Raw genomic sequence first — 21,980 nt, forward strand, 5'->3', positions numbered from 1 at the left:
GCCGGACGGAGCGCCGCGGTCAGCGGTCGTGTCCGCTGACCGCCTGCGCTGGAAACGCCGTGATGTGGAGTTCCTTCACGACTCCTCCGTTGCCGCCCGCGGGCGTGCGCACGACGGCGTCCCGGCTGCCGCAGCTTGACTGTGGGTCGGAGGTCCGAAAGAATCCTCGGTCGGGTTATGTATTCAATGCTCTTCCGGAATGTGCTCTTTCCCCTTTACGAGACGAAACTCCGAAGGAGGGCGACGCTGACGTATTTCGAGGAGCTGCAGCGGTCCCAGTGGCGGCCGGAGGGCGAGCTGCGGGAGCTCAACTGGCGCAAGATGCTGGCGACCCTCCGCTTCGCCGAGCAGAACGTGCCCTTTTACCGGCGACGCTTCGCCGAGCACGGGGTGCGGGTCAAGGACGTGCATGCGCCGGGCGATCTCGTGCGTTTTCCGATCCTGACCAAGGCGGATCTACGCGCACACGGCGACGAGCTCATCGCCGAGGGGTGGAAAGGCAAGCTCTTCCGGAGCGGTACGGGCGGATCTACCGGGGAGCCGGCACGGTTCTTTTACGATCACACGACCTACGAGTGTCGTCAGGCCGCCGCCCTGCGCGCTGACGCGTGGGCCGGCGGTCGGATCGGGGACAAGGAGCTGTACATCTGGGGCATTCCGACCCACGAGCCCCGCTGGAAGAAGGTGAAGCGCACGCTGCACGAGGCGTTCCTCCGGAAGAAGACGGTCAGCGCGTGGAACCTGGCGGAGGCCCGGCTCGCGGGCGTGGTGGACGAGATCCTCCGCTACCAGCCCAACCTCGTTGTCGGCTACACGAGCCCGCTTTATTACACGGCGCGCTACGCGCTCGAGACGGGGCGCAGGCTGCCCACGCCGAAGGGGATCATCGCGACGGCGGAGCGGCTCTTCCCTCACCAGCGCGAGGTCATCGAGAAGGCGTTCCAGGCGCCTGTCTACGATCGCTACGGCTGCAGGGAGATGATGCTGATCGGCGCGGAGTGCGAGCGCCGCGAGGGCAAGCACCTCAACGTCGAGAACGTCTTCGTCGAGGTCCAGTGCGGCGATCGGCTCGCGCGGCCCGGCGAGCCGGGCGAGGTGATCCTGACCGACCTCCTGTGCCGGTCGATGCCGCTCATCCGCTACAAGAACGAGGACGTGGTGATCGCGGCGGACAGGTCCTGCTCGTGCGGCCGCGGGCTGCCGCTGCTCGCCTCGGTCGAGGGGCGGGTGCTCGACATGATCGTCGGGCCGGAGGGCCAGCTCCTGTCGGCCGTGTTCTTCCCCTACTTCTTCAAGGACAACCCGACGGTGGAGCGGTATCAGGTCCACCAGGACAAGTCGCGGGCGATCACGGTCCGGATCGTCCCCGGCGAGAGCTACAGGGCGGAGACGTCGGAGGCCATCCAGCGCGATCTGCGCCAGTTCCTGGGCGAGCGGGCGGACATCCGGGTCCAGCTCGTCGACGAGATCCCGGTCACCTCGGGCGGGAAGTTCCGCTTCACCGTGTCCGAGGTGCCGATCGAGTTCGGCAGCGGGGCCGCGGCGTGAACGGTGTTCCCGAGGTCCGGCCGGCGCGGGGCGTGGGACCGCGCGCCGCGCCGGGTCAGCCCGCGAAGGTCGCCCACGTCGTGCTGTCGCTCAACGTGGGCGGGCTCGAGCGGGTGGTGCTGCGGCTGCTCGAGCGGACGGCGCGCGACCGGTTCGCGCCGGTCGTGTGCGCGCTCCACGAGCCCGGCGCGCTGGCCGAGGAGCTCGCGCGGCTCGACGTGCCGCTCGTTGTGCTCGCGCGCAGGCCGGGCCTCGACCCGGGGCTGCCGGTGCGGCTGTCGGCGTGGCTGCGGCGCGAGGGGATCCGGCTCGTCCACACGCACAACCCGGGGCCGCACCTCTACGGCGCGCTGGCGGCGGGGCTCGCGCGGGCCGTGAGCTTGCCGGGCGGCGGCGGGCCGCGCGTCATCCACACGAAGCACGGGCGCAACTACCCGAAGCAGAGGCGGAAGGTGCTCGTCAACCGGCTGGCCGCGGCGCTGACGGACCGGGTGGTGGCGGTGAGCGACGACGCCCGCGCTGTCGCGCTCGAGGTGGAGCGGGTCGATCCGGCGAAGGTGGTGACGATCCTGAACGGCGTGGACACGGACGTGTTCCGGCCGGGCGACGCGGGCGCGGCGCGGGCGCGGCTCGGGGCGCCGGCGTCGGGCTACCACGTGGGGTGCGTCGCGCGGCTGTCGCCCGAGAAGGACCACGCGACGCTGCTCGCGGCGTTCGTGCGGCTCCGCGCGGTGCGGCCGGACGCGCACCTCTCGCTGATCGGCGACGGCCCGCTCCGGCCGGCGCTCGAGCAGCAGGCGGCGCGGCTCGGGCTCGGCGGTGCGGTCACGTTCACGGGGACGCGCGGCGACGTGGCGGAGCTGCTCCCGGCCTTCGACGTGTTCGCGCTCGCGTCGCTGACCGAGGGGATCTCGCTGACGCTGATCGAGGCGGCGGCGGTGGGGGTGCCGATCGTCGCGACGCGGGTGGGGGGCAACCCGGAGATCGTCGAGGAGGGCGAGACGGGGCTGCTCGTGGCGCCGGGCGCGCCGGAGACGCTGGCGGGAGCGCTCGAGGCGGTCGCGGTGCGGGGAGACCGCGCCGCGATGGGGATGCGGGGGCGGGCGCGGGTGGTCGAGCGGTTCGGGGTGGACCGGATGGTCCGGGCGTACGAAGAGCTGTATGCCGAGGTGCTCGGGGGGTAGCTCCCGCGGAACACGACAGCGAGCGTCTGATTTATAGGTGAACGCCCGGGTTCGGTTTCGTCCCCGCGGCACGCAGTCGCTGGTGGTGCTGTGCCACGGCTCGCCGTCGAGGCTGGTGATTGCCGTCGTCGCCGCAGGCGCGGGACCCAGGAGGGGCGACGTTGCGGACGCCATGCACACGGGATGCCTTGTCGGTCGTGCTCCACGGCCCGCGGGACGTCTTGTCCGGCGACGCGGCGCGGAGTAGCGTCCGCCACGCTCAGGAGGGAACCGTATGAGACCTCTGCGCGTCGCCGTGCTCGTTCCGCTCGTCGTCGGCTGCTCGATCATGGACCCAGAAGATCGCGCGGAGCTGAGACGTCAGATTGCGGCGATGCCGCACGACAGCCTGATGGAGATGAAGCGCTGGACCATGAACGAGCTGGCGAAGGAATGGTTGGAGACAAGGGACAAGAACGACCAGGTGGGCAAGGTAATCTGCCGCGACAACGAGGGCGGGCTATGGAGCGGTTGGTACGACCGCCCGCATCAGTTTATGACTGTTCGTGATATGATCAAGTGTCTTACGGAAAAGCCCGATTTGCCGTCGTACATTTTTTGCGCTGAGGAGTTTGCGCGCTACGTCGTGCCTTCCGCGCAGGGCGAAATCAAGGATCTGTTGCCCGCGTACACCGACATCGAGTGCAAGTATGTATGGGATTTCCGATACGAGCCCGAGAAGGTGGATCCGAAGATCGTCGATATAGATGCGATCGAATCGGATGATATCATCCAAGCCATGATCGCCCTTCCGGGGCCGCCTCCAGGGTGGGCTATTCCTCGGTTCGCGCCGCTCCTCTGCCCGCTCGGCGCAGGGGAGGGCTGGGGATGCCCTCCCAGACCGTCCGACTCGTTCCCTACGGGCGGAGAGCCCACAGACCCTCCTGGCGGGGATCAACCGTGAAACGGTATCTCGTCGCGCGCGAGGCGGGCAATGGGTCGGTCATGTTCAGGACCAAGGACCCACGAAAATGGAAGTCCTACCTCCAGAACCTGGGCGAGGTGTGCGGCACGGCATGGCGAGACGATCTGTCAGAGGAGGAGGAGCGCGCGTGGGCCGAGGCGCACCGGAAAGAGTTCCACCACTGGGTCGACGGCAGAGCCGCCCCGCCGTGGCCGATGCTGATCGCCGCCGTGAAGCGGGCGTTCGTTGCCGGCTATGGGGCTCTCGAGCGAAAGCCCACCACGGAGGCCGAGGCGCTCGCGCGCCTGGACAGGACCTATCTCTGGAAGCTGCTGACGGCCGAGGATGTGGCCCAGGGCCACGGCCCCGAGGCGCTCCGCGCCTTCCAGCGGGGCTTCCGGCTGGGACGAAGCGAGAGACCCTTCTCCACGAAGAGGAACATCCCCCGGATGGTGGATCCTCCCTATCACTGGTACCGCCAGCAGGCGGAGGCGAACTTGCTGGGACCGAGCGCAGAACGCGAGCGAGCCCTCGTGGCCGCATGGCGCGCGAGCGGCGCGAGTCGCGAGGACGTGGAGGCGAGCCAGCGAGCACTGCGCGAGCTCCACGCGAGCGCCTGGCGCAATGATGTGCCTGAGGAGGATCGCGCGTGGGCCGAGGCGTACCGCGAGACGTGCGCGCACTGGGTCACCATCCACCGGCGCGACGCGGTGGCGCAGAGCGCCTACGAGGCCTATCTCCGGAGCAGCGACGGAATCCTCGACGGGGAGCCTGCGCCCCCTTGGTCGAAGCGGCGCCACCGCGACTCGGAACCGTGGCGGTTCGTTGCAGATCGCGTCGAGGACGCGCCCGAGGACGAGAGCGAACTCGCGACGGCCGAGGCGGCAGCGCGCGAGTACTGGGACGCGCGCTGGCGCGAGGCGCCGCCGTGGGACGGCGATCCGGACCAGGTCCACTGGCTCGCGGCGGTCCGCGCCGCGCGGACGACGTGGGCGGCGATGGCCGACCACCTCCCGAGGCCCTGGTAGCTTTACCCAAGGCGCCCGTCGTCACGGCGGCGACGGGTCGTCCCAGGAAGACAAGGACGACGACCAGAGCGGTCGCGCTTTTATCACCGCTCGACACGAGCCCAGGGAACATCCGCCGATGCAGCGCGGGCGATCCGCCGTGGCTCCGGCGCTCTTCCCGCGTTTGCGCTCGGGCGGACGGCGGAGCAGCATCCCGGCATGGAGATGCGACGGCGGAAGGACCCGGCGAGGTCGAAGTCTTCTCTTATGCTCGAGCGGCTGCCGTCTATCCTGCTGTCGCTATTTGTCGCGTTCTTCGTCGCCATCGCGAGCTTCGTGATCTCGGCCGGCTACGCAGAGCACCGAGCCGCCGAGATCGACGCGGCGGCCATGAGCTTGGCGGAGAACGCCACGCCGAGCATCATGCTCCTGGCGACCGCGCGCGCCGAGCTGAGGCATACCCAGGCGCTCCTGAGCGACCTCGTCAAAGACGTCGCGCTAGGCCGCCCGCTCGATCGCCACGAGCTCGAGGAGGCGCGTGACAATCTATCCCGGAGCCTCGACGCCTACCTCGGCATGCCCGTCTATCCGGGAGAGCTCAAGCAGTGGCAGACCGTCGCTCAGGAGCTCCGCAAGCTCGATCTGGACGCCGACCGGGTCCTCTCGCTGCTGGCGAACGGCCATACGGACGCGGCCAACAAGCTCGTGGACGACACGCTGCGAGCGGACTTCGACGCGACGAGCGAGGCCGTGATGGCGAGCATCGAGCTCAACGCGAAGCATGCACGTCGCCTGGCGATCGAGATCGCTGCCAACCGCGTCCGCTCTCGTCGGATCGCGCTCGTGCTCAACACGGCGAGCGTGACGTTCGCGCTGCTGGCCTGCGCGGCGGCCGCCGTGCAGATCCGTCGCCATGTGAAGCTGCTCTGGCGGCAGGGCGTGCTCCTGGAGCGTCGAGCGGATGAGCTCGAGCAGTTCGCCGGCCGGGTCGCGCACGACGTGCTCAGCCCCCTCGGAACGGTCGCGCTCTCGCTGGACTTCGCCTTGCGGCGGTGCGGCGAGGGAGATCCGGCACGAAAGGCGCTCGAACGGGGCCGGCAGGCCATCGCGCGTGTCAAGCGCACGACCGACGGGCTCCTGGAGTTCGCTCGTGCGGGCGCGAGGCCGGAGCCGGGCGCGCGCGCCGAGGTGCGCCCCGTCATCGACGATCTCATGGTCGAGCTCGTCCCTGTCGCGGTGGAGCTCGGCGCGGAGCTCCGCGTCGAGCCCTTCGCCCCGTGCGCGGTGGCCGCGAGCCCCGGCGTGCTGACCAGCATCCTCGCCAACCTGATCCGCAACGCGCTCAAGTACCTCGGCGATTCGGCGGTCTGTCGCGTCGTGATCCGGGTGCTCGACGAGAGAGACGTCGTGCGGATCGAGGTGGAGGACACGGGGCCCGGCGTCGCGCCGGCCCTCGAGCAGGTGGTGTTCGAGCTTCACGTCCGAGCGCAAGGCGCCCGAGTGCCGGGTCTGGGCCTGGGCCTCGCCACCGTCAAACGCCTGACCGAGGCGCACGGCGGCCGCGTGGGGCTCCGCACGGTCGTGGGCGAGGGGAGCCTCTTTTGGTTCGAGCTGCCCAGCGCGAGCACCGAGGCAACGCGCGCGTCCGAGATCGGCTCCAGCACCAGCGCGTGAACTCCGGGAGACGGCACCCCGATGACGAGGCGTGCTCCAACGATATCTGGGCGCTGCGCGGGCTCACGATGCTCGCCCCCCGTTGTGCCAATTCGGGCCCGGTGTGGAAACGCCGAGATGACCAGGATGGCATCGGGGCGGGTCGCCCCACTAGCCGCTCGGATCGAGCACCACCCCCACGGTCCACGTGGCGCCACCCACGTCGTCCTTCACGGTCACCCGCCCCGTGGCAACGTCGAGATCGAACGCCGGATCGCCGCCGTTCGGGGTCGTGTTCCCGTCGTGGACGCGGACGACCTGGTCCCCCTCCACCGTGCACTCGGACACGCCGGGAGGCTAGGACGAGCCGGCCGGATCACGAAAGGCAGAACGGCGCGGGCCACGAACGCGGGCTGGCGATCGGGGATGCGCGTGGGACAAAAAGGCCCAAGAACGAGGGCGCCGCTCGCATGGGGTCGAGCAGCGGGCAGAGGTTGGCCAACGGCCACGCGCGAGCGGCACGCTGAGGGACGAGGCCGAGAGGCTCACGCCGCGTCGAACGACGGGTCTCTGGCCCTGGCGATGGGCGGCGGCTCGGTGGGGATGCCGAGATGGGTCAGGAGCGCCACGATGGCTTCGCGCTGCGCACGTTGACCGATGTCGGCGACGACCCGCCGGCGCCTACCGCACGGACACGCGAGCACATCGTCCAAATAGACGCGGCGGATGAGGGAAGCCCAGTCGATGCGTGCGTAGACGGGCAGGACGATGCCGTCGCCGAGGCTGGTGCGCGCGCTCGCCGGAGGGTCCCAGGTAGCCGCGGGAGGTGGCGCCGTGATGTCGTTGGCGCAGGTCGGTGGCGCCGTCGCGCTCGTCTTCGTCTTCGTCTCCGGCACCGGGATGCCCGTCGCCGCGGGCCGGTGAGGCACCACGGCGGCTCGCCACGACGAGCCCGACGCGAGCGCGCCGGAAAGGCGCAGCAACGGATACCGGGGTGGAGGCACGAGAGCCGCGATGCGCGCCAGAAAATGCACGGGCGCCAGCACCAGGTGAGTCGCGCCGTTGCGACGGGGCTTGCGAAGACCGTACGCGACGCGGCCATCGGGCACGAGCGAGATGGGCTCCAGGCTGAAGGGCGGGCGCGCGCCGTAGCGGCACAGCCGTTCAAGGCCGGCGCGATCCCCCGCGCGGTTCGTGACGCCCGCATGGATGTTGAAGCCTGCCACCTCACCGGCCCACGGGCTCTTGCCCCGGGGGCGGAAGCGATCCTCGTCGTCCGCCTCTGCGAGGGGGGCGCCGTCCTCATCGAGGTGCACAAAGGTGCCGCCGAAGAGCGACAGTTGCATGCACGCTTCGAGCGGGCTCAACGTTTTTTGTTATTGCCCGCCCGCTCTCGTCGTTCCCGCTTCTTCTGGTTGCGGAGTGATCTCCTTTCGGCCATCGTCACAACGGGTCGCCGAGGATCTGGGAACTCGTTCTCTCTCGTGTGGGTGAACTTTGCCCTCTTCAGTAGTCCAACTTCCTTGTGGAGCTTGCGGGCACGGTCGTCTTGCTCCTGCGTCCAAGTCCGTACGTCGAGGTAGAGGAGGTCTTTGGAGGCTCCGTCAGAACCGGCGGGCTCTGTGCCGATACCAACGATGTATTGAAGATTAGGCCGCAAGTGCTTTGCTACGTGGCCGTAGGCAAGAAGGCGCGTTTCGCGATTTTTGCGGTACTTGCTGTAATCCGAGTACCCATGGCTGCTGGCTAAAGACAAGACATAGGCTCGCTCTTCGCGGTCGCGCGAGGTAACTATGCGGGTGTTGTTGCCAGACGCCGGAGTCTTACAAAACAAATCGTGGAGGGCGTCGCCGAGCATCCGTCGAGCTAGGCGTGATTCGGAGGCCATTAACCGGAGTCCCGGCTCTATCATTTGGATACCAAGGTCTTGTCCTACCGCGAGGGTGCCAGCTTGCAGATGTGTCGCAAATCCTTCTATGAGCTTGTCCCAAAGGTAGGATATCTCGTTGCGACGTTTCTTTGCGTTGAATTCCGGGCTTTCGACAAGTTCCTGCCACAGGCCATCCATAATGGCCACTATATCGACATCATGAGTCGGGAAGTTGTGGTCTTCGTCGCGCATTGTGCGAAGGTACAGGCCGAGCAGATCCAGCTCGCCTGGAGCAAATGATAAACGGCCGGATGTGATAAAGTCTTCCTTCTTGCGAAGATATTTGGTGAAGTCTGCGACCGTGTCGAGTTCTCTCAGAATTACGTCAATAGAAACGTCGTCTAGTACATGAACGTAGGGTTTCCCCGGTACAACCCACCCGACCGATAGAGGGGCATTGAATGGGACCTGAGTTCCGTCTGAGCGCTTCGGTATCAGCATGAGGCTGCCATCGTTGCCAAGCTCTCTTTTGCAACGTTCACCGGCGCCAAGTGCGACGACAATGCGATGGAATCGAAACCGAGACGGGTTGGATAGATCGAGCGGAAACTTCTGAGTGCAGCGTTTGTCGAGGAAGATCCGGTCGGGGTGCTTCTTGATCCATCGCTCGGCTCCGAAGATTTGGTCTGCGGATTCCGAAACCGCGCTGCGGAACCACCTGCTCCAGTCCTTCTCAAGGTTTTTCGTCTCCTTGAATGCGCATGACTTGTCCGAGAAAATAATGATTTCGTTCTCGAAGACCACGAGTAGGTCGCAGATCTCGTGTCCACCTCCCTGGTCTCGGAACAGGTTCGGATAGCTCCAGAGGCTTAGGAAGCTGTGTTCACAAAGCTGCTTCAGGTATCTTTCGGATGGGGTCAGTCCGCTGGATTTTTCAATAACTGCCACGAGGCGACTGTACAACTTGTTGATGACGACAGCTACGACGTCCTGTATCGCCGACGCGACCGCCGTCCACGTGGCGCCGGACCGCGCGCGGGCGCGAGCACGCCGGCAGGGAGGCTCGGGCGCTGCTGGAGCTCGCGGAGCTCGGCGTCCCCCAGGTCGAGCTCGCGGAGCTCGGCGTCCCCAAAGCTGGCGAAGCGTGGCACCATACGAAGGCTCTCGTGTCACGGCTTGCGCCGTTGTCGTTTACCGAGGGTGATACCAGAGCTCGTAGCGGCCCTTGAAGACGTTCGCGTTGGCCTACGCTGTAGCGTCGAAGTCTCTTCTGCGACGCCGGTGAGTAGAGCTGCAACGAACGTCGTGCAGTGGACTAGCACGTGGTGCGGAACGCCGGTGTTCGTGAGGTGGCAAAACCACGTTAGGACGGCGTGCATGGATGCAGTGGTGATGAGCCCTTCTCCGGACAGCGAATCGTCCCTCTCCTTGACTGCATCCGATAGGTATTTTTTGAACTTTGCTGTGAAATAGATGATCTTGTTGCTCGGAAATTGAATTACCGATTTGTGACGGTCGACACCGCTTGCTTCAATAGCCTCCGCCTTTAACAGTAGTTCTCCGGCTAGTTGCATCAAGCGGTAGCTGGAATCTTTGTCTTCTTCGTCGTTGTTGTCTTCGAACTTTGCTGCGACGGATGCGGCGGTCTCGACGGCGATGAAAAGGTTGCTGTAGTACTCGACGCGTGCTTGCCACACGATCTGTTTGGCCGAATTCTTGTCGAGTACTGCCGCGGTCTTGAAATGTAGCTTAGTTTTCTCTCTGCCAGATTTGGCCAACTGGTGCTCGTTAAGTGTCATTATTGGGACACAGTAGAGTCCGGAGTTGGTTTTGGTGTTCCAGAGAATTACGATAGTGTACTCGGGAGAGCGTAGCCACTTTAGTAGGTGCGCTATCTTGATGGGTATGCTGTGGGTGTCTGACTTCTTATGTGGGCTGCGTGTTCCGGTGGTGCCTTTTACTTGAGCCCAGATTCGAAATGGCTCGATGTTGTTGTTTTGTGATGGTTGGATGAGCAGGTCTTCTCCGTAATCCTGTTTTACTTTTTCGCATGCACAGCCTGCTGCTAGGAACAGTGCCTCTACTTGATTTACTGCTGTGTCTGCGGTCGTGTGTGACGAGGTGCGTTTGGGCATGCCGGCGGGATTCTACCCCGCCGCTCGGTGTGCCGGCAGGAGCGCGGCGCCCCCAGGTCGAGCACGCGGAGCTCGGCGTCCCCCAGGTCGAGCACGCGGAGCTCGGCGTCCCCAAGGTCGAGCACGCGGAGCTCGGCGTCCCCAAGGTCGAGCACGCGGAGCTCGGCGTCCCCCAGGTCGAGCACGCGGAGCTCGGCGTCCCCCAGGTCGAGCACGCGGAGCTCGGCGTCCCCCAGGTCGAGCACGCGGAGCTCGGCGTCCCCCAGGTCGTATCCGTCCTGTAGACCCCATCCTCGCGTGGTGCGCGCCGTCGCCGTAGATTCGCGACGCGATGCGAGAGCAAGAGCGGTCTGCGGCGAAGGGTGGCTGGGCCCAGCAGCGAGCTGGGGCATGCCGGGGCAAGGCGGCGGCGGAGGGGGCGGACGGCGCGGCGGGCTCAGCGTGTGCGGCGTGGCCACCCAGGGAGGCGCCGGCGGCGGCTCCGGAGGCGCCGGCGGATGTGGCGGCAGGGGCGGCCGAGGGGGCGAGAACGGCTACCCGAGCATCGGCCTCGTCGCGCTCCATGCCAAGGTGACGGTGCGCGACAGTGCGATCCTCACGACGGGCGGCGGCTGGGGCGGCGATGGGGGCGCCCCCGCGAGCGGTGGCGCAGGCGGCCGAGGCATGCCAGGCGGGGCCGTGGGGGACGGCACGTGGTCCTGTCCCGGCGGCAACGGGGGCATGGGCGGCGAGGGCGGCCACGGCGGCCCGGGGCGCGGCGGCGACTCGATCGGCATCGTCTACCTCGACGAGGACCAACTCACGCTGGAGGGCGTCACCTTCGAGCTGGGGCCGCCGGGCCCGGGCGGCGTGAGCTGGGATCGGGGTGCCGGCGAGATCCGAGGGGAGGACGGCATCGCCGTGGAGACGCTGCGGTTCCCCGAGTCGCTGTGATCGTGCTCCTGCTCATGCCCACGAGCGCAGCGGCAGCGGAGCGCCTGGCGCCGGGATGGCAGCTCGACGTCGAGACCCCTTTCCCGAGATCCTCCGGCAGGCTGCCGTCGCGACCCTTCCCAGGGGGTCCCTGGAGGACACCAAAATCGCTTGACGCCGTCCGTTTGCCCATGATGACTTGACAGGCAAGGGAGGTATTTCGTGGCAAAGCCCATCTCTTTCGATCCGACTCCATACCTGCGTCCTCCGAAGCTCGATGTGCGGCAGGCCGTCGCGCTCTCGATCGCGCTCCTCTCGGCGCTGCCCAGGGACGCGACCGGCGGCATGAAGCGCACGGCGCGCGTCGTGCGCAAGGCGACGCTCGCCATGACCAAGGCGTGGGACCAGAAGCGGCGCGCGGCCGGCGCCCCGAAGCCCGCGAGCAAGGCCAAGGCGGACCACCGTGTCGATACCGCCTGGGCCGCCCTGAAGATGCGCGTCGATGCCTGTGCCCTCTTGCCCGTCGACGCGCACCCGAGGGCCGAGCGAGCCAGGGAGATCTCGGGGGTGCTGTTCCCGGAAGGCCTCGAGTTCCTCACGCTCTCGATGGATCTCGAGTGGGCCGAGAGCAGCGCCCTCCTCGGCCGGATCGCCGAGGACGACGCGCTCGGCAAGGACCTTGTCGCCATCACGGGCCCTGAGTTTTTGACCGAGGTGCGCGCCGCCCACGAGGCGTACGGCGAGGCCCTGGGGATCACGAAGGCGCACGAGACGCCGGCGGACGTGGCGGCCCTGCGCGAGCCGCTCCGGGAGCTCGTGGGCGCGATCGGCGATTACCTGCTTCAGGTCGTGGCCAGCGTCGATCGCGAGAGGCCGGAGACGGTCCAGCCAGCGCGCGCGGCGCTGGCCCCGCTGGACCGCCTGCGCCAGGCCGTCGCCCGGCGCGCGGCCGGCAAGAGCAGCAAGGGCGAGCCGGCCGAGGACGACGACGAGGCGCTCCCCGAGATCGAGCCCGACGCGCCGGTCCCGGACGTGCCGCAGTAGCCGCCGCGTTCGAAAGGAGCCTGCTGCGCCGCTCGCTCTTGCTCGTGGCGCCGCGGCAGCGCTCGCAGGCTGGGTGAGGGCCGGCGCATCGTGCTCCGCGCGGAGGCCAGTCCTTGTCCCTCACCCCGCGCGCCGCTCGCGTGCACGGGGCCTTGGACGACCTCGGATCCCTTCGGCTCGTTCAGGGGCACGGACTCGGAATATCTGCCCCTGTTCGGCTCAGCCGAGGTCAGAGGCTCGGCCGACTTTTGCGCCTTCAGTTTGTAGAAGGTTTCCGCCCCGTCCGACCCTGCCGGCCTTCAGTTTGTACAAGGCTGCGGCCTCGTCCGACCCTCGGCGTCTCGAACTTGTACAAGGCTGCGGCCTCGTCCGACCCTCGGCGTCTCGAAGTTGTACAAGGTTCCGGCCTCGGTCGACCCCCGGGGTCTCGAACTTGTACAAGGTTTTCGCCTCGGACGACCGTGCCTCCTTCAGGACGTCGGATCGAGCTTCACGCCCACGGTCCACGTGGCGCCACCCACGTCGTCCTTCACGGTCACACGCCCCGTGGCGACGTCGAGGTCGAACGCCGGATCGCCGCCGTTCGGGGTCGTGTTCCCGTCGTGGACGCGGACGACCTGGTCCCCCTCCACCGTGCACTCGGACACGCCGGTCGTGCCCGCGCCGTAGAGCACGCGGCCGCCGCACGCGAGGCGCGTGAGGCACTTGCCGCCTCGCGGGAGCGGCGAGACCTGCAGCGCGCACCTCGCGCCCGCCTTGGCGGGGCTCGGTCCCGTGGACTCGGTGACGCGCCCGGACCGGCGCAGCGCCATCCGGGTGACGTCGAGGAGCGGCTCCCCCGCGACGGGCGGGCTCTGGTAAGCCAGCATGAGCTCGACGCGGTACGCGGGCGCCGAGTCGCGCCAGACGGCGCCGGCCTTGCGGGTGCTGTCGAGCGAGACCTCGGCCCGATCCCCGGCGCGCGAGCCCTTGTCCTCGTACGAGAGGGCATAAACCTGGGTGCCAGGCTCCGCGCCGGAGTCCTCCTCCACGCCGCTGCTGAACATCGACATGCCGTTGAGCGGATCGCGCGATCGATAGATCGGCTTCCCGCCGCAAACGACCTCGAGCGAGGGCACGCGGATGTCGTCGCCCGCGCTCGTGAGCTCCGCCTCGACGGTGCACCGTGCGCCGGCCGCGAGGGGGAGCCCCGTGGCGCGCGTGACGGCCGCGCTCCAGGTCGCGGTCGCGCGCCGCAACGGCCTCTCGGGCGCCGGCGCGGCCGGCTCCGGCGGCGCCGGCGTGGGCGAAGGCGGCGCGGGGACAGGCTCGGCCGGCACGGCGGGGACCGGCCCCGGAACGTCGACGATCGCGTCGGACGCCGGCCGCATCAGCGCGTAGCCGGCGACCATGGCGCAGAGCCCCAGGCCCGCGAGCATCGCCAGGATCGGCACGGCCAGCGAGCGCCTCGGCCCCCCGCGCACCGCGTCGAGCTCGCGGCCGAGCTGGTCGAGCACGCGATGGGCCTCCGCCATCTGCCGCTCGATCTGCTCGACGCGCGCCGCCCGATCGTCGTCCCGGTGGCCTTCGAGCTCCTTCCTGGCCGCCGCGAGCTGCTCCTCGAGGCTGTCGACGCGCCCGCGCAGCGCGTCCCGTTCATCGCGGTACCGCATCGCCCCACGATAGCACCGGGCTGCTCGCCCAATGGGGCAGCTCGCCCGATGCTCGGGCGCCCCCGAGAGCCTCGCGCCAGCGCCGCGGGGGACGGCGGCCGGAACGCAGGCGGCGCGTGGGCTCGCCATGTCCGCGGTCTGACGGTTCGCTCCGGATTCAGCGGCAGAACGCCAGAGTTCTCGCCCGGGGGGCCGGTGCAGCGTGTACCCTTGGGGGGGCCCACAGAAGTCTTGGGAAGGGCGACCAGGTCGTGGAGCAGGAGGCCGTCGGAAATGGGTCAGGGTCGCCAGGGCAGGGGGGTGCCGTTGCCGGAGCAGTGGGGCGAGCTGCCCGGCGCCGCGGGGCGGCAGGCCAGGGGAAAGGCCGCCGGCCCCGAGGCGCGCCAGGCCGAGATCCAGCGCGGAGCGGCCAGCCCCCGCACCATCGGCGTCGTCGCCCCCTTCCTCTCCGGCGCGTTCTGGGGCCCTGTCATGATAGGCATTCATGCGTCGGCCCAGCAGCGCGGCCATCGCACGCTGGTGCTGCGCGGCACGCCGTCCGAGGTCCAGGCGCCCTCGCTCGCCAGGGAGCAGGTGGACGGGTGGATCGTCATCATCGAGTACGGGGGCCTCGAGGCGCTCGCGCGCGCGGGGGTCCCGTTCATCACCCTCGGCGCCCGCCCCGCCGACATCACCTGTCCTGCCGTGCTCCCGGACAACCACGGCGGCGTCCGGAGCGCGGTGCTCCACCTGATCGAGCACGGGCACCGGCGCATCGCGTTCGTCGGCAGCTTCGACGCGTACGACGTGCGCGAGCGCCGCGACGCCTACAAGGACACGCTCGCCGAGGCGGGGATCCCCCTGGATCCCGATCTGGTCATCCCGTGCGATAACAACATGTACAGCGGAGGCCGCGCCGCCGCGCCGGCGCTCCTCGCGCAGCTGCCCGCGTGCACGGCGGCGGTCTTCGGGACCGACAAGAACGCGCTCGGGATGATGTCCGAGCTCAAGGCGGCCGGCGTCCGCATCCCCGAGGATCTGGCGATCATCGGCTTCGACGACGTCGTGGAGGCGCAGAGCGCCGACCCGCCGCTGACCACCGTGCGCCAGCGGTTCGAGATGATGGGGAGCGCCGCGTGCGATCTCATGGCGTCGATGATCGACGGCGAGCCCTTCCCGGCCGAGGGCGTGCGCACGGCGAACGCGCTGATCCTGCGGAGCTCGTGCGGATGCAATGTGATCCAGAACTTCCTCGACGCGGAGGACGCGGCGCCCGAGGAGGACGCCGGCAGGGTCGTGGCCCGGCAGATGGTCGAGCTGCTGATGCTGCCCCGGCCGCTCCCGCCCGAGCTGCCGCCAACGGCGGTATGGCCGGCGGTCACGCGGGTTGTCGACATGTATTTCTCGGTGCTCCGCGGCGCGGCGCCGGCGCCGGCCGCCGAGCTCGAGCGGGCCTATCGGCAGGCCGTCGACATCACGCCCGATGTGGGGGCGCTGCTGGCGACGGCGCGGCTGCTGGGCCAGCTCCCCGAGCGGCGCGGCGCGACCCTGGACGCCGCGGCCAGGCGGCGGGTGGACGACTTCCTGGAGCTCGCGCGCCTCGCGATCGCGCGGGCCCGGCTCGAGGCCGAGACCCGGTATCTCCACCAGCTCGGGGTGCTCGCGAGGACCAATTACGAGGTGAGCTTTGCCCTGCTCGGCGGCACCGAGCAGGAATACAGGTCGCTCTCGTGGCTCGAGACGACCACGGTGGTCTGGGGCTGCCTCGCCCTGTGGGAGGACCCGGCGGCGCGCACGGACCTCGTCGTCGCCGGCGCCTACAGCCGCGACGGCAGCCCGGTCCCCCCGGACGGCAGCCGCTGTCGGCTGGAGGCGTTTCCGCCGGCGGAGATGCTGCCGCCGTCGGCCAACGACGGCACGCACATGGTGATGCTGCTGCCGATACGCTCCGCCCGGCGCGACTGGGGGATCCTGGCGCTCGTCGGCTCGACCATCGTCGCGATGACCGGGGACGAGGGCACGGTGGCGATCTGGGGGACGCTGCTCGGCGCGGCGCTGGAGCGGGACGCGCTGCTTGAATCGCTGTCGGCGCGGCACGCGGATCTGCAGAAGGCGTACGGGATCGAGCGCGCGCTGTCGGAGACGGTGCGGGAGCTGGGCTGTCCGGTCATCCCGCTGCTGCCCGGCGTGCTGCTCGTGCCGCTGGTCGGGATGATCGACGGCGACCGCGCCCAGCAGGTGCTCGAGAAGGTGTCCGGGGGGGTGAGCCGACACAGGGCGTTCTGCGTGCTGCTCGACCTGACGGGCGTCCCGTTCGTGGATGCCCAGGTCGCCCACACCCTGGGGATGATCAGCCGGGCGGCCGCGCTGCTCGGGGCGCGGGTCTATCTGGTCGGTGTGCGTCCCGACATCGCGATGAGCCTCGTCGGCGTCGACCTCGGCGCGCTGGCCACGTTCTCGTCGCTGTCGGCGGCGCTCCGCGAGCTCGGGCCGGCGGGCGGGCGCGCGCGCAAGGCGAAGCGGGGCGCGCGGTAGGGCCTCTTCGCGTTCCACACCGCGCTCCCGAGATCGGCTAGGGATCGATCTGGCCTCCGGACGAGGGGGCTCGGCTGGACGTGGGCAAGCCCGTCCGGGAGGGAGCGCGAGGATGGGTCAGGGGGGCCGGGACAGCGGCATCGTGGTGCCGGAGCAGTGGGGCGAGCGTCCCGGCGCCCAGGGACGAGGGACCGGCTCGTCGCTCCCGCCGGCGCGGCGCAGCGACGCCCCGGGGCCGGGCTCGTCGCTCCCGCCGGCGCGGCGCAGCGACGCCCCGGGGCCGGAGGAGGGCCCGGGACGAGGGGCCGGCTCCTCGCTGCCTCCGACGCGGCGCACCGGCGCCCCGCCGCTCCACGGCACGGCGGCCGGCGCGGCGGACCGCCCGCGCACGGTCGGCGTCATCTCCCCCTTCCTCGACGGCACGTTCTGGAGCCCTGTCCTGCAGGGCATCCATGCGTCGGCCCAGCAGCGCGGGTTCCGCACGCTGGTGCTGCGCGGCACGCCGTTCGAGGTCCATGCGCCGTCGCTCGCCGGGGAGCAGGTGGACGGGTGGATGGTCCTGATCGAGCTGCACGGCATCGAGGCGCTCGCGCGCGCGGGGGTCCCGCTCATCACGGTCGGCACCCGCGCCGCCGAGGTCGACTGCCCGGCCGTGCTCCCGGACAACCGCAGCGGCATGCGGAGCGCGGTGCGCCACCTGATCGAGCACGGACACCGGCGCATCGCGTTCGTCGGCCACTTCGACGCGTACGACGTGCGCGAGCGCTTCGCGTCCTACAAGGATACGCTCGCCGAGGCGGGGATCGCGTTCGATCCGGAGCTGGTCATCCGGAGCGACAACAACTGGTACAGCGGCGGTCAGGGCGCCGCGCCGGCGCTCCTCGCGCGGCTGCCCGCGTGCACGGCGGCGGTCTTCGGGACCGACAAGAACGCGCTCGGGATGATGCCCCTGCTGAAGGCGGCGGGCGTCCGCGTCCCCGAGGATCTCGCCCTCGTCGGCTTCGACGACATCGTGGAGGCGGAGGGCGTCGATCCGCCGCTGACCACCGTGCGCCAGCGGTTCGAGATGATGGGGAGCGCCGCGTGCGATCTCATCGCGTCGATGATCGACGGCGAGCGCTCCCCGCCGGCGAGCGTGCACACGGCGAACGTGCTCGTCGTGCGGAGCTCGTGCGGGTGCAACACGGTCCAGGACTTCCTCGACACGGAGGACGGGGCGCCCGAGGAGGACGCCGGCGTCCTCGCCCGGCGGATGGTCGAGCTCTTGCTCCTGCCCCGGTCGCTCCCGCCCGACACCCCGCCCACCGACGTGTGGCCGGCGGTCACGTCGGTGATCGACGGCTATTTCGCGGCGCTCCGTGGCGCCGCGCTGCCCTCGGCGGTCGAGCTCGCGTGTGCCTGCCGGCAGGCGGTCGGCATCACGACCGATGTGGGCACCTTGCTGGCGGCGGTCCGCCTGCTGGGCCAGCTCCACGAGCGGCGCGGCGCGCCCCTGGACGCCGCGGCCAGGCGGCGGGTGGAGGCGTTCCTGGAGCTCGCGCGCCTCGCGATCGCGCGGGCCCGGATCGAGGCCGAGACGCAGTACGTCCAGCAGCTCGGGGTGCTCGCGAGGACCAACCACGACGTGAGCTTTGCCCTGCTCGGCGGCACCCAGCAGGCGTCGCGATCGCTCTCGTGGCTCGAGACGACCACGGCGGTCTGGAGCTGCCTCGCCCTGTGGGAGGACCCGGCGGCGCGCACGGACCTCGTCGTCGCCGGCGCCTACAGCCGCGACGGCAGCCCGACCCCGCCGATCGGCAGCCGCTGTCGGCTGGAGGCGTTTCCGCCGGCGGAGATGCTGCCGCCGTCGGCCAACGACGGCACGCACATGGTGATGCTGCTGCCGATACGCTCCGCCCGGCGCGACTGGGGGATCCTTGTGCTCATCGGCCCGACCCCCGTCGACATGGCCGGGGACGAGGGCACGGTGGCGATCTGGGGGACGCTGCTCGGCGCGGCGCTGGAGCGCGACGCGCTGCTCGAATCGCTGTCGGCGCGGCACGCGGATCTGCAGAAGGCGTACGGGATCGAGCGCGCGCTGTCGGAGACGGTGCGGGAGCTTGGCTGTCCGCTCATCCCGCTGCTGCCCGGCGTGCTGCTCGTGCCGCTGGTCGGGATGATCGACGGCGACCGCGCGCGGCAGGTGCTCGAGAAGGTGTCCGAGGGGGTGAGCCGACACAGGGCGTTCTGCGTGCTGCTCGACCTGACGGGCGTCCCGTTCGTGGACGCCCGGGTCGCGGATACGCTGGGCATGACGAGCCGGGCGGCCGCGCTGCTCGGGGCGCGGGTCTATCTGGTCGGCGTGCGCCCCGAGATCGCGATGAGCCTCGTCGGCGTCGACCTCGGCGTTCTGGCCACGTTCTCGTCGCTGTCGGCGGCGCTCCGCGAGCTCGGGCCGGCGGGCGGGCGGGCGCGCAAGGCGAAGCGGCGCGCGCGGTAGGGGGGGCCAATCAGGCACCACCGCGCGGCGAGGCGCCTTGACGTGCCGCGACGCGGCTGGCGTAGAATCGGTCGATGCTCGCCGTGCACTGCCCGCGCTGCGGGCGACCTGCGCCTGTATCGCTCGCCAGCCCGGATCTCATGGCGTGCGCCGCGTGCCCCTACCGCGGCCCGCCGCCCGGGGAGGCGGCGCAGGGCCTGCACGCCGCGGCGCAGGTCGTCTTCCAGACCGATGTTCGCCGGCGCCAGCTCTCGGACGCGCTGCGCCGGATGCTTGTCACGGCGTCGCAACGGCACGCGCGGCTCCTCGTGGTGTTCGCGCTCGCGTCGGTGCCGATCACGGCGTTTGCGGCGCTCCTCCTGCTGGGGCTCTGGGTCAGCCCCGACACCGAGGGGAACCTTGTGACCGGCGGCATGGTGGTGGCGTCGTGGCTCGGCACGGTCGGGGCGGGCGCGGCCGTGCTCGTGCTCGTGCGCCGCAGGCAGCGGCGGATCGAGGAGGCGTGCGCGGCGCGTCCGCCGGCGGTCCCGGGCGAGCCGGCGGCGTGCCACGTGTGCGGCGCGCCGCTCGGCGGGGGCGACGGCGCGATCGCGCGCTGCGGCTTCTGCGCCGCCGACAACCTCGTCGCGCCGGCCGTCCTCGAGCGCGTGCGCGCGCGACAGGTCGTGATCTTGCAATCGTTCGAGCAGGCCGTGAGCGCCGAGCTCGCCTCGTTCGGCCGGGCGACGTCCGGCGCCGCCGCGGCGGTCGTGGCGACCGCGCTGGTCGTCCCGGTCGCCGCGTTCGTCCTCACCATCGCCGCCGTCCTTGTGGGCGAATCGCGGCGGCTGCCGATCGACGCCACCGTGCGCTACGTCGTCGTCAGCACGCCGGTGGGGCCGTGTGTCGGGAAGATTGCATCAGAAACGGATGGCGGGTTGGCGGTGCGGTTCGGGGGGTTCCGGCGCGCGGAGCTGCCCGAGGAGCAGGCGATCGCGCCGGGGGTGCCGGTCGAGGCCGTGTCGCCGGGGTCTCTCGTTGGCCGCTTCGTGACGGCGAAGAAGGGGGCGGGGGTCGTCGAGGAGGTGTTCTTGTCGCCGCTCACGGGCAACACCGCCGAGGTCCAGCGCGAGGACGGGACGTCGTTCACGAGCAGCGTCGCCGGGCTTTGCCTGGGCGGCGAGCTGCCGAGGTAATCCGCGGTAATCCGCTTCCATTTCGTGCGGTCCTGTTTCGTGCGGTCCTGTTTCGTGGAGCGCCGTTTCGTGCAGTGCCGTTTCGTGGCCGTGTCGCGCAATGGAGCTCGAACGGTCGATTGCCGTTCATCGAGAGTCGCCATGCGCAATCTGTCGTGACGGCGCTTGTCGCAATGCGGGCGAAGCTTGCGGCGGCCGATCCTGCGCGGCGGTGCGGGTGCGCTCGGTGCGCTCGCCGCGTTGCGGTTGCGAGAAGTTAGTTGTTCCGTGCCGGCTCCCTCCACGTATAGTGGCGGTGGTTGGGTTGGGCGTAGTTGGAATTCACACCCGGTGGAGACAAGATGAGCCAAGGTGGCTGGGGCGGATCAGGGGGCGGTCAGGGCGGCGGTGGTTACGGCCAGCCGCCGGGTGGCGGCGGCTACGGTCCGCCGCCGGGGCAGCCGCCGGGAGGCGGGGGTTACGGCCAGCCGCCGGGGCAGCCGCCGGGTGGCGGAGGGTACGGCCAGCCGCCGGGTGGCGGAGGTTACGGCCAGCCGCCGGGGCAGCCGCCGGGTGGCGGGGGTTACGGCCAGCCGCCGGGGCAGCCGCCGGGTGGCGGAGGGTACGGTCTGCCGCCGGGGCAGCCGCCGGGTGGTGGAGGTTACGGCCAGCCGCCGGGGCAGCCGGGCGGAGGTTACGGCCAGCCGCCGGGGCAGCCGGGCGGAGGTTACGGCCAGCCGCCGGGGCAGCCGGGCGGGGGTTACGGCCAGCCGCCGGGGCAGCCGGGCGGGGGTTACGGCCAGCCGCCGGGGCAGCCGCCGGGTGGCGGAGGGTACGGCCAGCCGCCGGGGCAGCCGGGCGGGGGTTACGGCCAGCCGCCGGGGCAGCCCCCGGGCGGCGGCGGTTACGGTCAGCCGCCGGGGCAACCGCCGGGCGGCGGCGGTTACGGTCAGCCGCCGGGTGGAGGCGGCTATGGCCCACCCCCTGGCGGCCCGCCTCCTGGCGGCGGGGGGTATGGCCCGCCTCCCGGGGGTGGCGGCTGGGGTCAGCCTCCCGGCGGCGGCGGCTGGGGGCAGCCTCCGGGTGGCGGGGCGTTCGGCGCGCCTCCTGGCGGTGGGGGCTACGGTCCGCCACCGGGCGGCGGCCCTTACGGTGCGCCCCCTGGCATGGGCGACACGACGTCGTGGGGAGCGGGAGATGCGGCGTCGTTCGGCTGGGAGCGCATGAAGCGCGACCCGGCGGTCATCATCGGCGCCGTGGCCGTCGTCGGGTTCGCGGCGAACCTCCCCAACATCATTGGCGGTGGCATCCAGGCGGCGCTCGCGAGCGACGCGCCCGCCGTGGGGTCGGGCATCCAGAGCCTGATGCAGTTCGTTGGCCTCGTGGTGGGCAGCTACTTCGCCGGAGGCCTGTCCAGTCTCCTCCTGAAGGTGGCGCGTGGACAGCCGTACTCGTTCAACGACATCCTCGGCGGCGGGCGGTGGTTCTTGTCCATCCTGGGTGCCCAGATCCTGACCTTCCTGGCCGTCGCCGTCGGCATGGTCTTCCTGTTCGTCCCTGGCGTCATCCTCGCGCTCGGCCTGAGCATGACGAACATGTGCATCGTCGATAAGAACCTGGGCGCCATCGACGCGATGAAGGAAAGCTGGCGAATCACGACCGGCCACAAGGGCGGCATCTTCGTCTATGCCTTGCTCGTCTTCGCGCTCGTGCTGGCGGGCTTGCTCGCCTGCTGCTTCGGAACGCTCGTGGCCGGGCCGATCGCCGCCATCGGTTACACGTACATCTACCTGCGCCTGACCGGCCAGCCCACCGCAAGCTGAGCCCCCGGCGGCTCGCGTCCGCGCCTCCCCGGGCCCGGTCCACGCTCCTCCAGCGCAGCCAC

General features: G+C 70.2%; 16 protein-coding genes and 1 pseudogene. 12 read left to right on the top strand and 5 right to left on the bottom strand.

Features of this window, described 5'->3' with window-relative positions; all coding sequences use genetic code 11:
• The first annotated feature begins 186 nt into the window (after positions 1-186).
• The 5 genes from WMF17_RS44085 (at position 187) to WMF17_RS44105 (ending at position 6,356) form a co-directional block, all read left to right on the top strand.
• Positions 187-1,548, top strand: a complete 1,362-nt coding sequence (locus WMF17_RS44085; protein ID WP_437599558.1) for a phenylacetate--CoA ligase family protein — start codon at positions 187-189, stop codon at positions 1,546-1,548.
• Complete coding sequence (locus WMF17_RS44090) at positions 1,545-2,732, top strand: glycosyltransferase family 4 protein (protein ID WP_437599559.1); 1,188 nt, start codon at positions 1,545-1,547, stop codon at positions 2,730-2,732. The genes WMF17_RS44085 and WMF17_RS44090 overlap by 4 nt, the downstream gene beginning before the upstream one ends.
• 274 nt (positions 2,733-3,006) lie before the next feature.
• A complete protein-coding gene (locus WMF17_RS44095; RefSeq protein ID WP_437599560.1) occupies positions 3,007-3,675 on the top strand; it encodes a hypothetical protein in 669 nt (222 codons plus the stop codon).
• On the top strand, positions 3,672-4,703 hold the full coding sequence (locus WMF17_RS44100; RefSeq protein ID WP_437646896.1) for a hypothetical protein: 1,032 nt from the start codon (positions 3,672-3,674) through the stop codon (positions 4,701-4,703). Before WMF17_RS44095 ends, WMF17_RS44100 begins: the two co-directional genes overlap by 4 nt.
• A 198-nt stretch (positions 4,704-4,901) precedes the next feature.
• Positions 4,902-6,356 carry a sensor histidine kinase gene (locus tag WMF17_RS44105; RefSeq protein WP_437646898.1) on the top strand — a complete coding sequence of 485 codons (1,455 nt, stop codon included), beginning with the start codon at positions 4,902-4,904 and terminating at the stop codon, positions 6,354-6,356.
• 150 nt (positions 6,357-6,506) lie between these two features.
• Here WMF17_RS44105 and WMF17_RS44110 read toward each other — a convergent pair whose 3' ends face one another.
• From WMF17_RS44110 to WMF17_RS44125, 4 genes are all read right to left on the bottom strand, one after another.
• Positions 6,507-6,683 (bottom strand): hypothetical protein, encoded by a 177-nt coding sequence (locus WMF17_RS44110; protein WP_437646900.1) that lies wholly within the window; start codon positions 6,681-6,683, stop codon positions 6,507-6,509.
• A gap of 197 nt (positions 6,684-6,880) precedes the next feature.
• Positions 6,881-7,681, bottom strand: coding sequence for a transposase (locus WMF17_RS44115; protein ID WP_437646902.1), 801 nt, complete (start codon positions 7,679-7,681; stop codon positions 6,881-6,883).
• A gap of 17 nt (positions 7,682-7,698) precedes the next feature.
• Positions 7,699-9,153 (bottom strand): hypothetical protein, encoded by a 1,455-nt coding sequence (locus WMF17_RS44120; protein ID WP_437646904.1) that lies wholly within the window; start codon positions 9,151-9,153, stop codon positions 7,699-7,701.
• A 221-nt stretch (positions 9,154-9,374) separates the two neighbouring features.
• Positions 9,375-10,340 (bottom strand): DUF4365 domain-containing protein, encoded by a 966-nt coding sequence (locus WMF17_RS44125; protein ID WP_437646906.1) that lies wholly within the window; start codon positions 10,338-10,340, stop codon positions 9,375-9,377.
• A gap of 29 nt (positions 10,341-10,369) precedes the next feature.
• On the opposite strand from WMF17_RS44125, the gene WMF17_RS44130 reads away from it, so the two are divergent.
• The 3 genes and pseudogenes from WMF17_RS44130 to WMF17_RS44140 all read left to right on the top strand — a co-directional run bounded on the left by WMF17_RS44130 (position 10,370) and on the right by WMF17_RS44140 (position 12,296).
• Complete coding sequence (locus tag WMF17_RS44130; protein WP_437646908.1) at positions 10,370-10,624, top strand: hypothetical protein; 255 nt, start codon at positions 10,370-10,372, stop codon at positions 10,622-10,624.
• Positions 10,625-10,703: 79 nt separating this feature from the next.
• Positions 10,704-11,273: pseudogene (locus WMF17_RS44135) on the top strand (hypothetical protein); the annotation flags it as partial.
• A gap of 201 nt (positions 11,274-11,474) precedes the next feature.
• Positions 11,475-12,296, top strand: coding sequence for a hypothetical protein (locus tag WMF17_RS44140; protein WP_437646910.1), 822 nt, complete (start codon positions 11,475-11,477; stop codon positions 12,294-12,296).
• Positions 12,297-12,766: 470 nt separating this feature from the next.
• On the opposite strand, the gene WMF17_RS44145 is transcribed toward WMF17_RS44140, so the two are convergent.
• Complete coding sequence (locus tag WMF17_RS44145) at positions 12,767-13,948, bottom strand: hypothetical protein (protein WP_437646912.1); 1,182 nt, start codon at positions 13,946-13,948, stop codon at positions 12,767-12,769.
• A 273-nt stretch (positions 13,949-14,221) separates the two neighbouring features.
• On the opposite strand from WMF17_RS44145, the gene WMF17_RS44150 reads away from it, so the two are divergent.
• The 4 genes from WMF17_RS44150 (at position 14,222) to WMF17_RS44165 (ending at position 21,918) form a co-directional block, all read left to right on the top strand.
• The gene (locus WMF17_RS44150; protein ID WP_437646914.1) at positions 14,222-16,462 is read left to right on the top strand and encodes a substrate-binding domain-containing protein; all 2,241 of its coding nucleotides are present in this window, start codon (positions 14,222-14,224) and stop codon (positions 16,460-16,462) included.
• 112 nt (positions 16,463-16,574) lie between these two features.
• Positions 16,575-18,941, top strand: coding sequence for a substrate-binding domain-containing protein (locus WMF17_RS44155; protein WP_437646916.1), 2,367 nt, complete (start codon positions 16,575-16,577; stop codon positions 18,939-18,941).
• A 74-nt stretch (positions 18,942-19,015) separates the two neighbouring features.
• Positions 19,016-20,116: a hypothetical protein gene (locus tag WMF17_RS44160; protein WP_437646918.1), complete on the top strand. Its 1,101-nt coding sequence runs from the start codon at positions 19,016-19,018 to the stop codon at positions 20,114-20,116.
• A 341-nt stretch (positions 20,117-20,457) separates the two neighbouring features.
• Positions 20,458-21,918: a hypothetical protein gene (locus tag WMF17_RS44165; RefSeq protein ID WP_437646920.1), complete on the top strand. Its 1,461-nt coding sequence runs from the start codon at positions 20,458-20,460 to the stop codon at positions 21,916-21,918.
• Positions 21,919-21,980: the final 62 nt, after the last annotated feature.

Source organism: Sorangium sp. So ce362 (assembly GCF_051519845.1).
GTDB lineage: Bacteria > Myxococcota_A > Polyangia > Polyangiales > Polyangiaceae > Sorangium.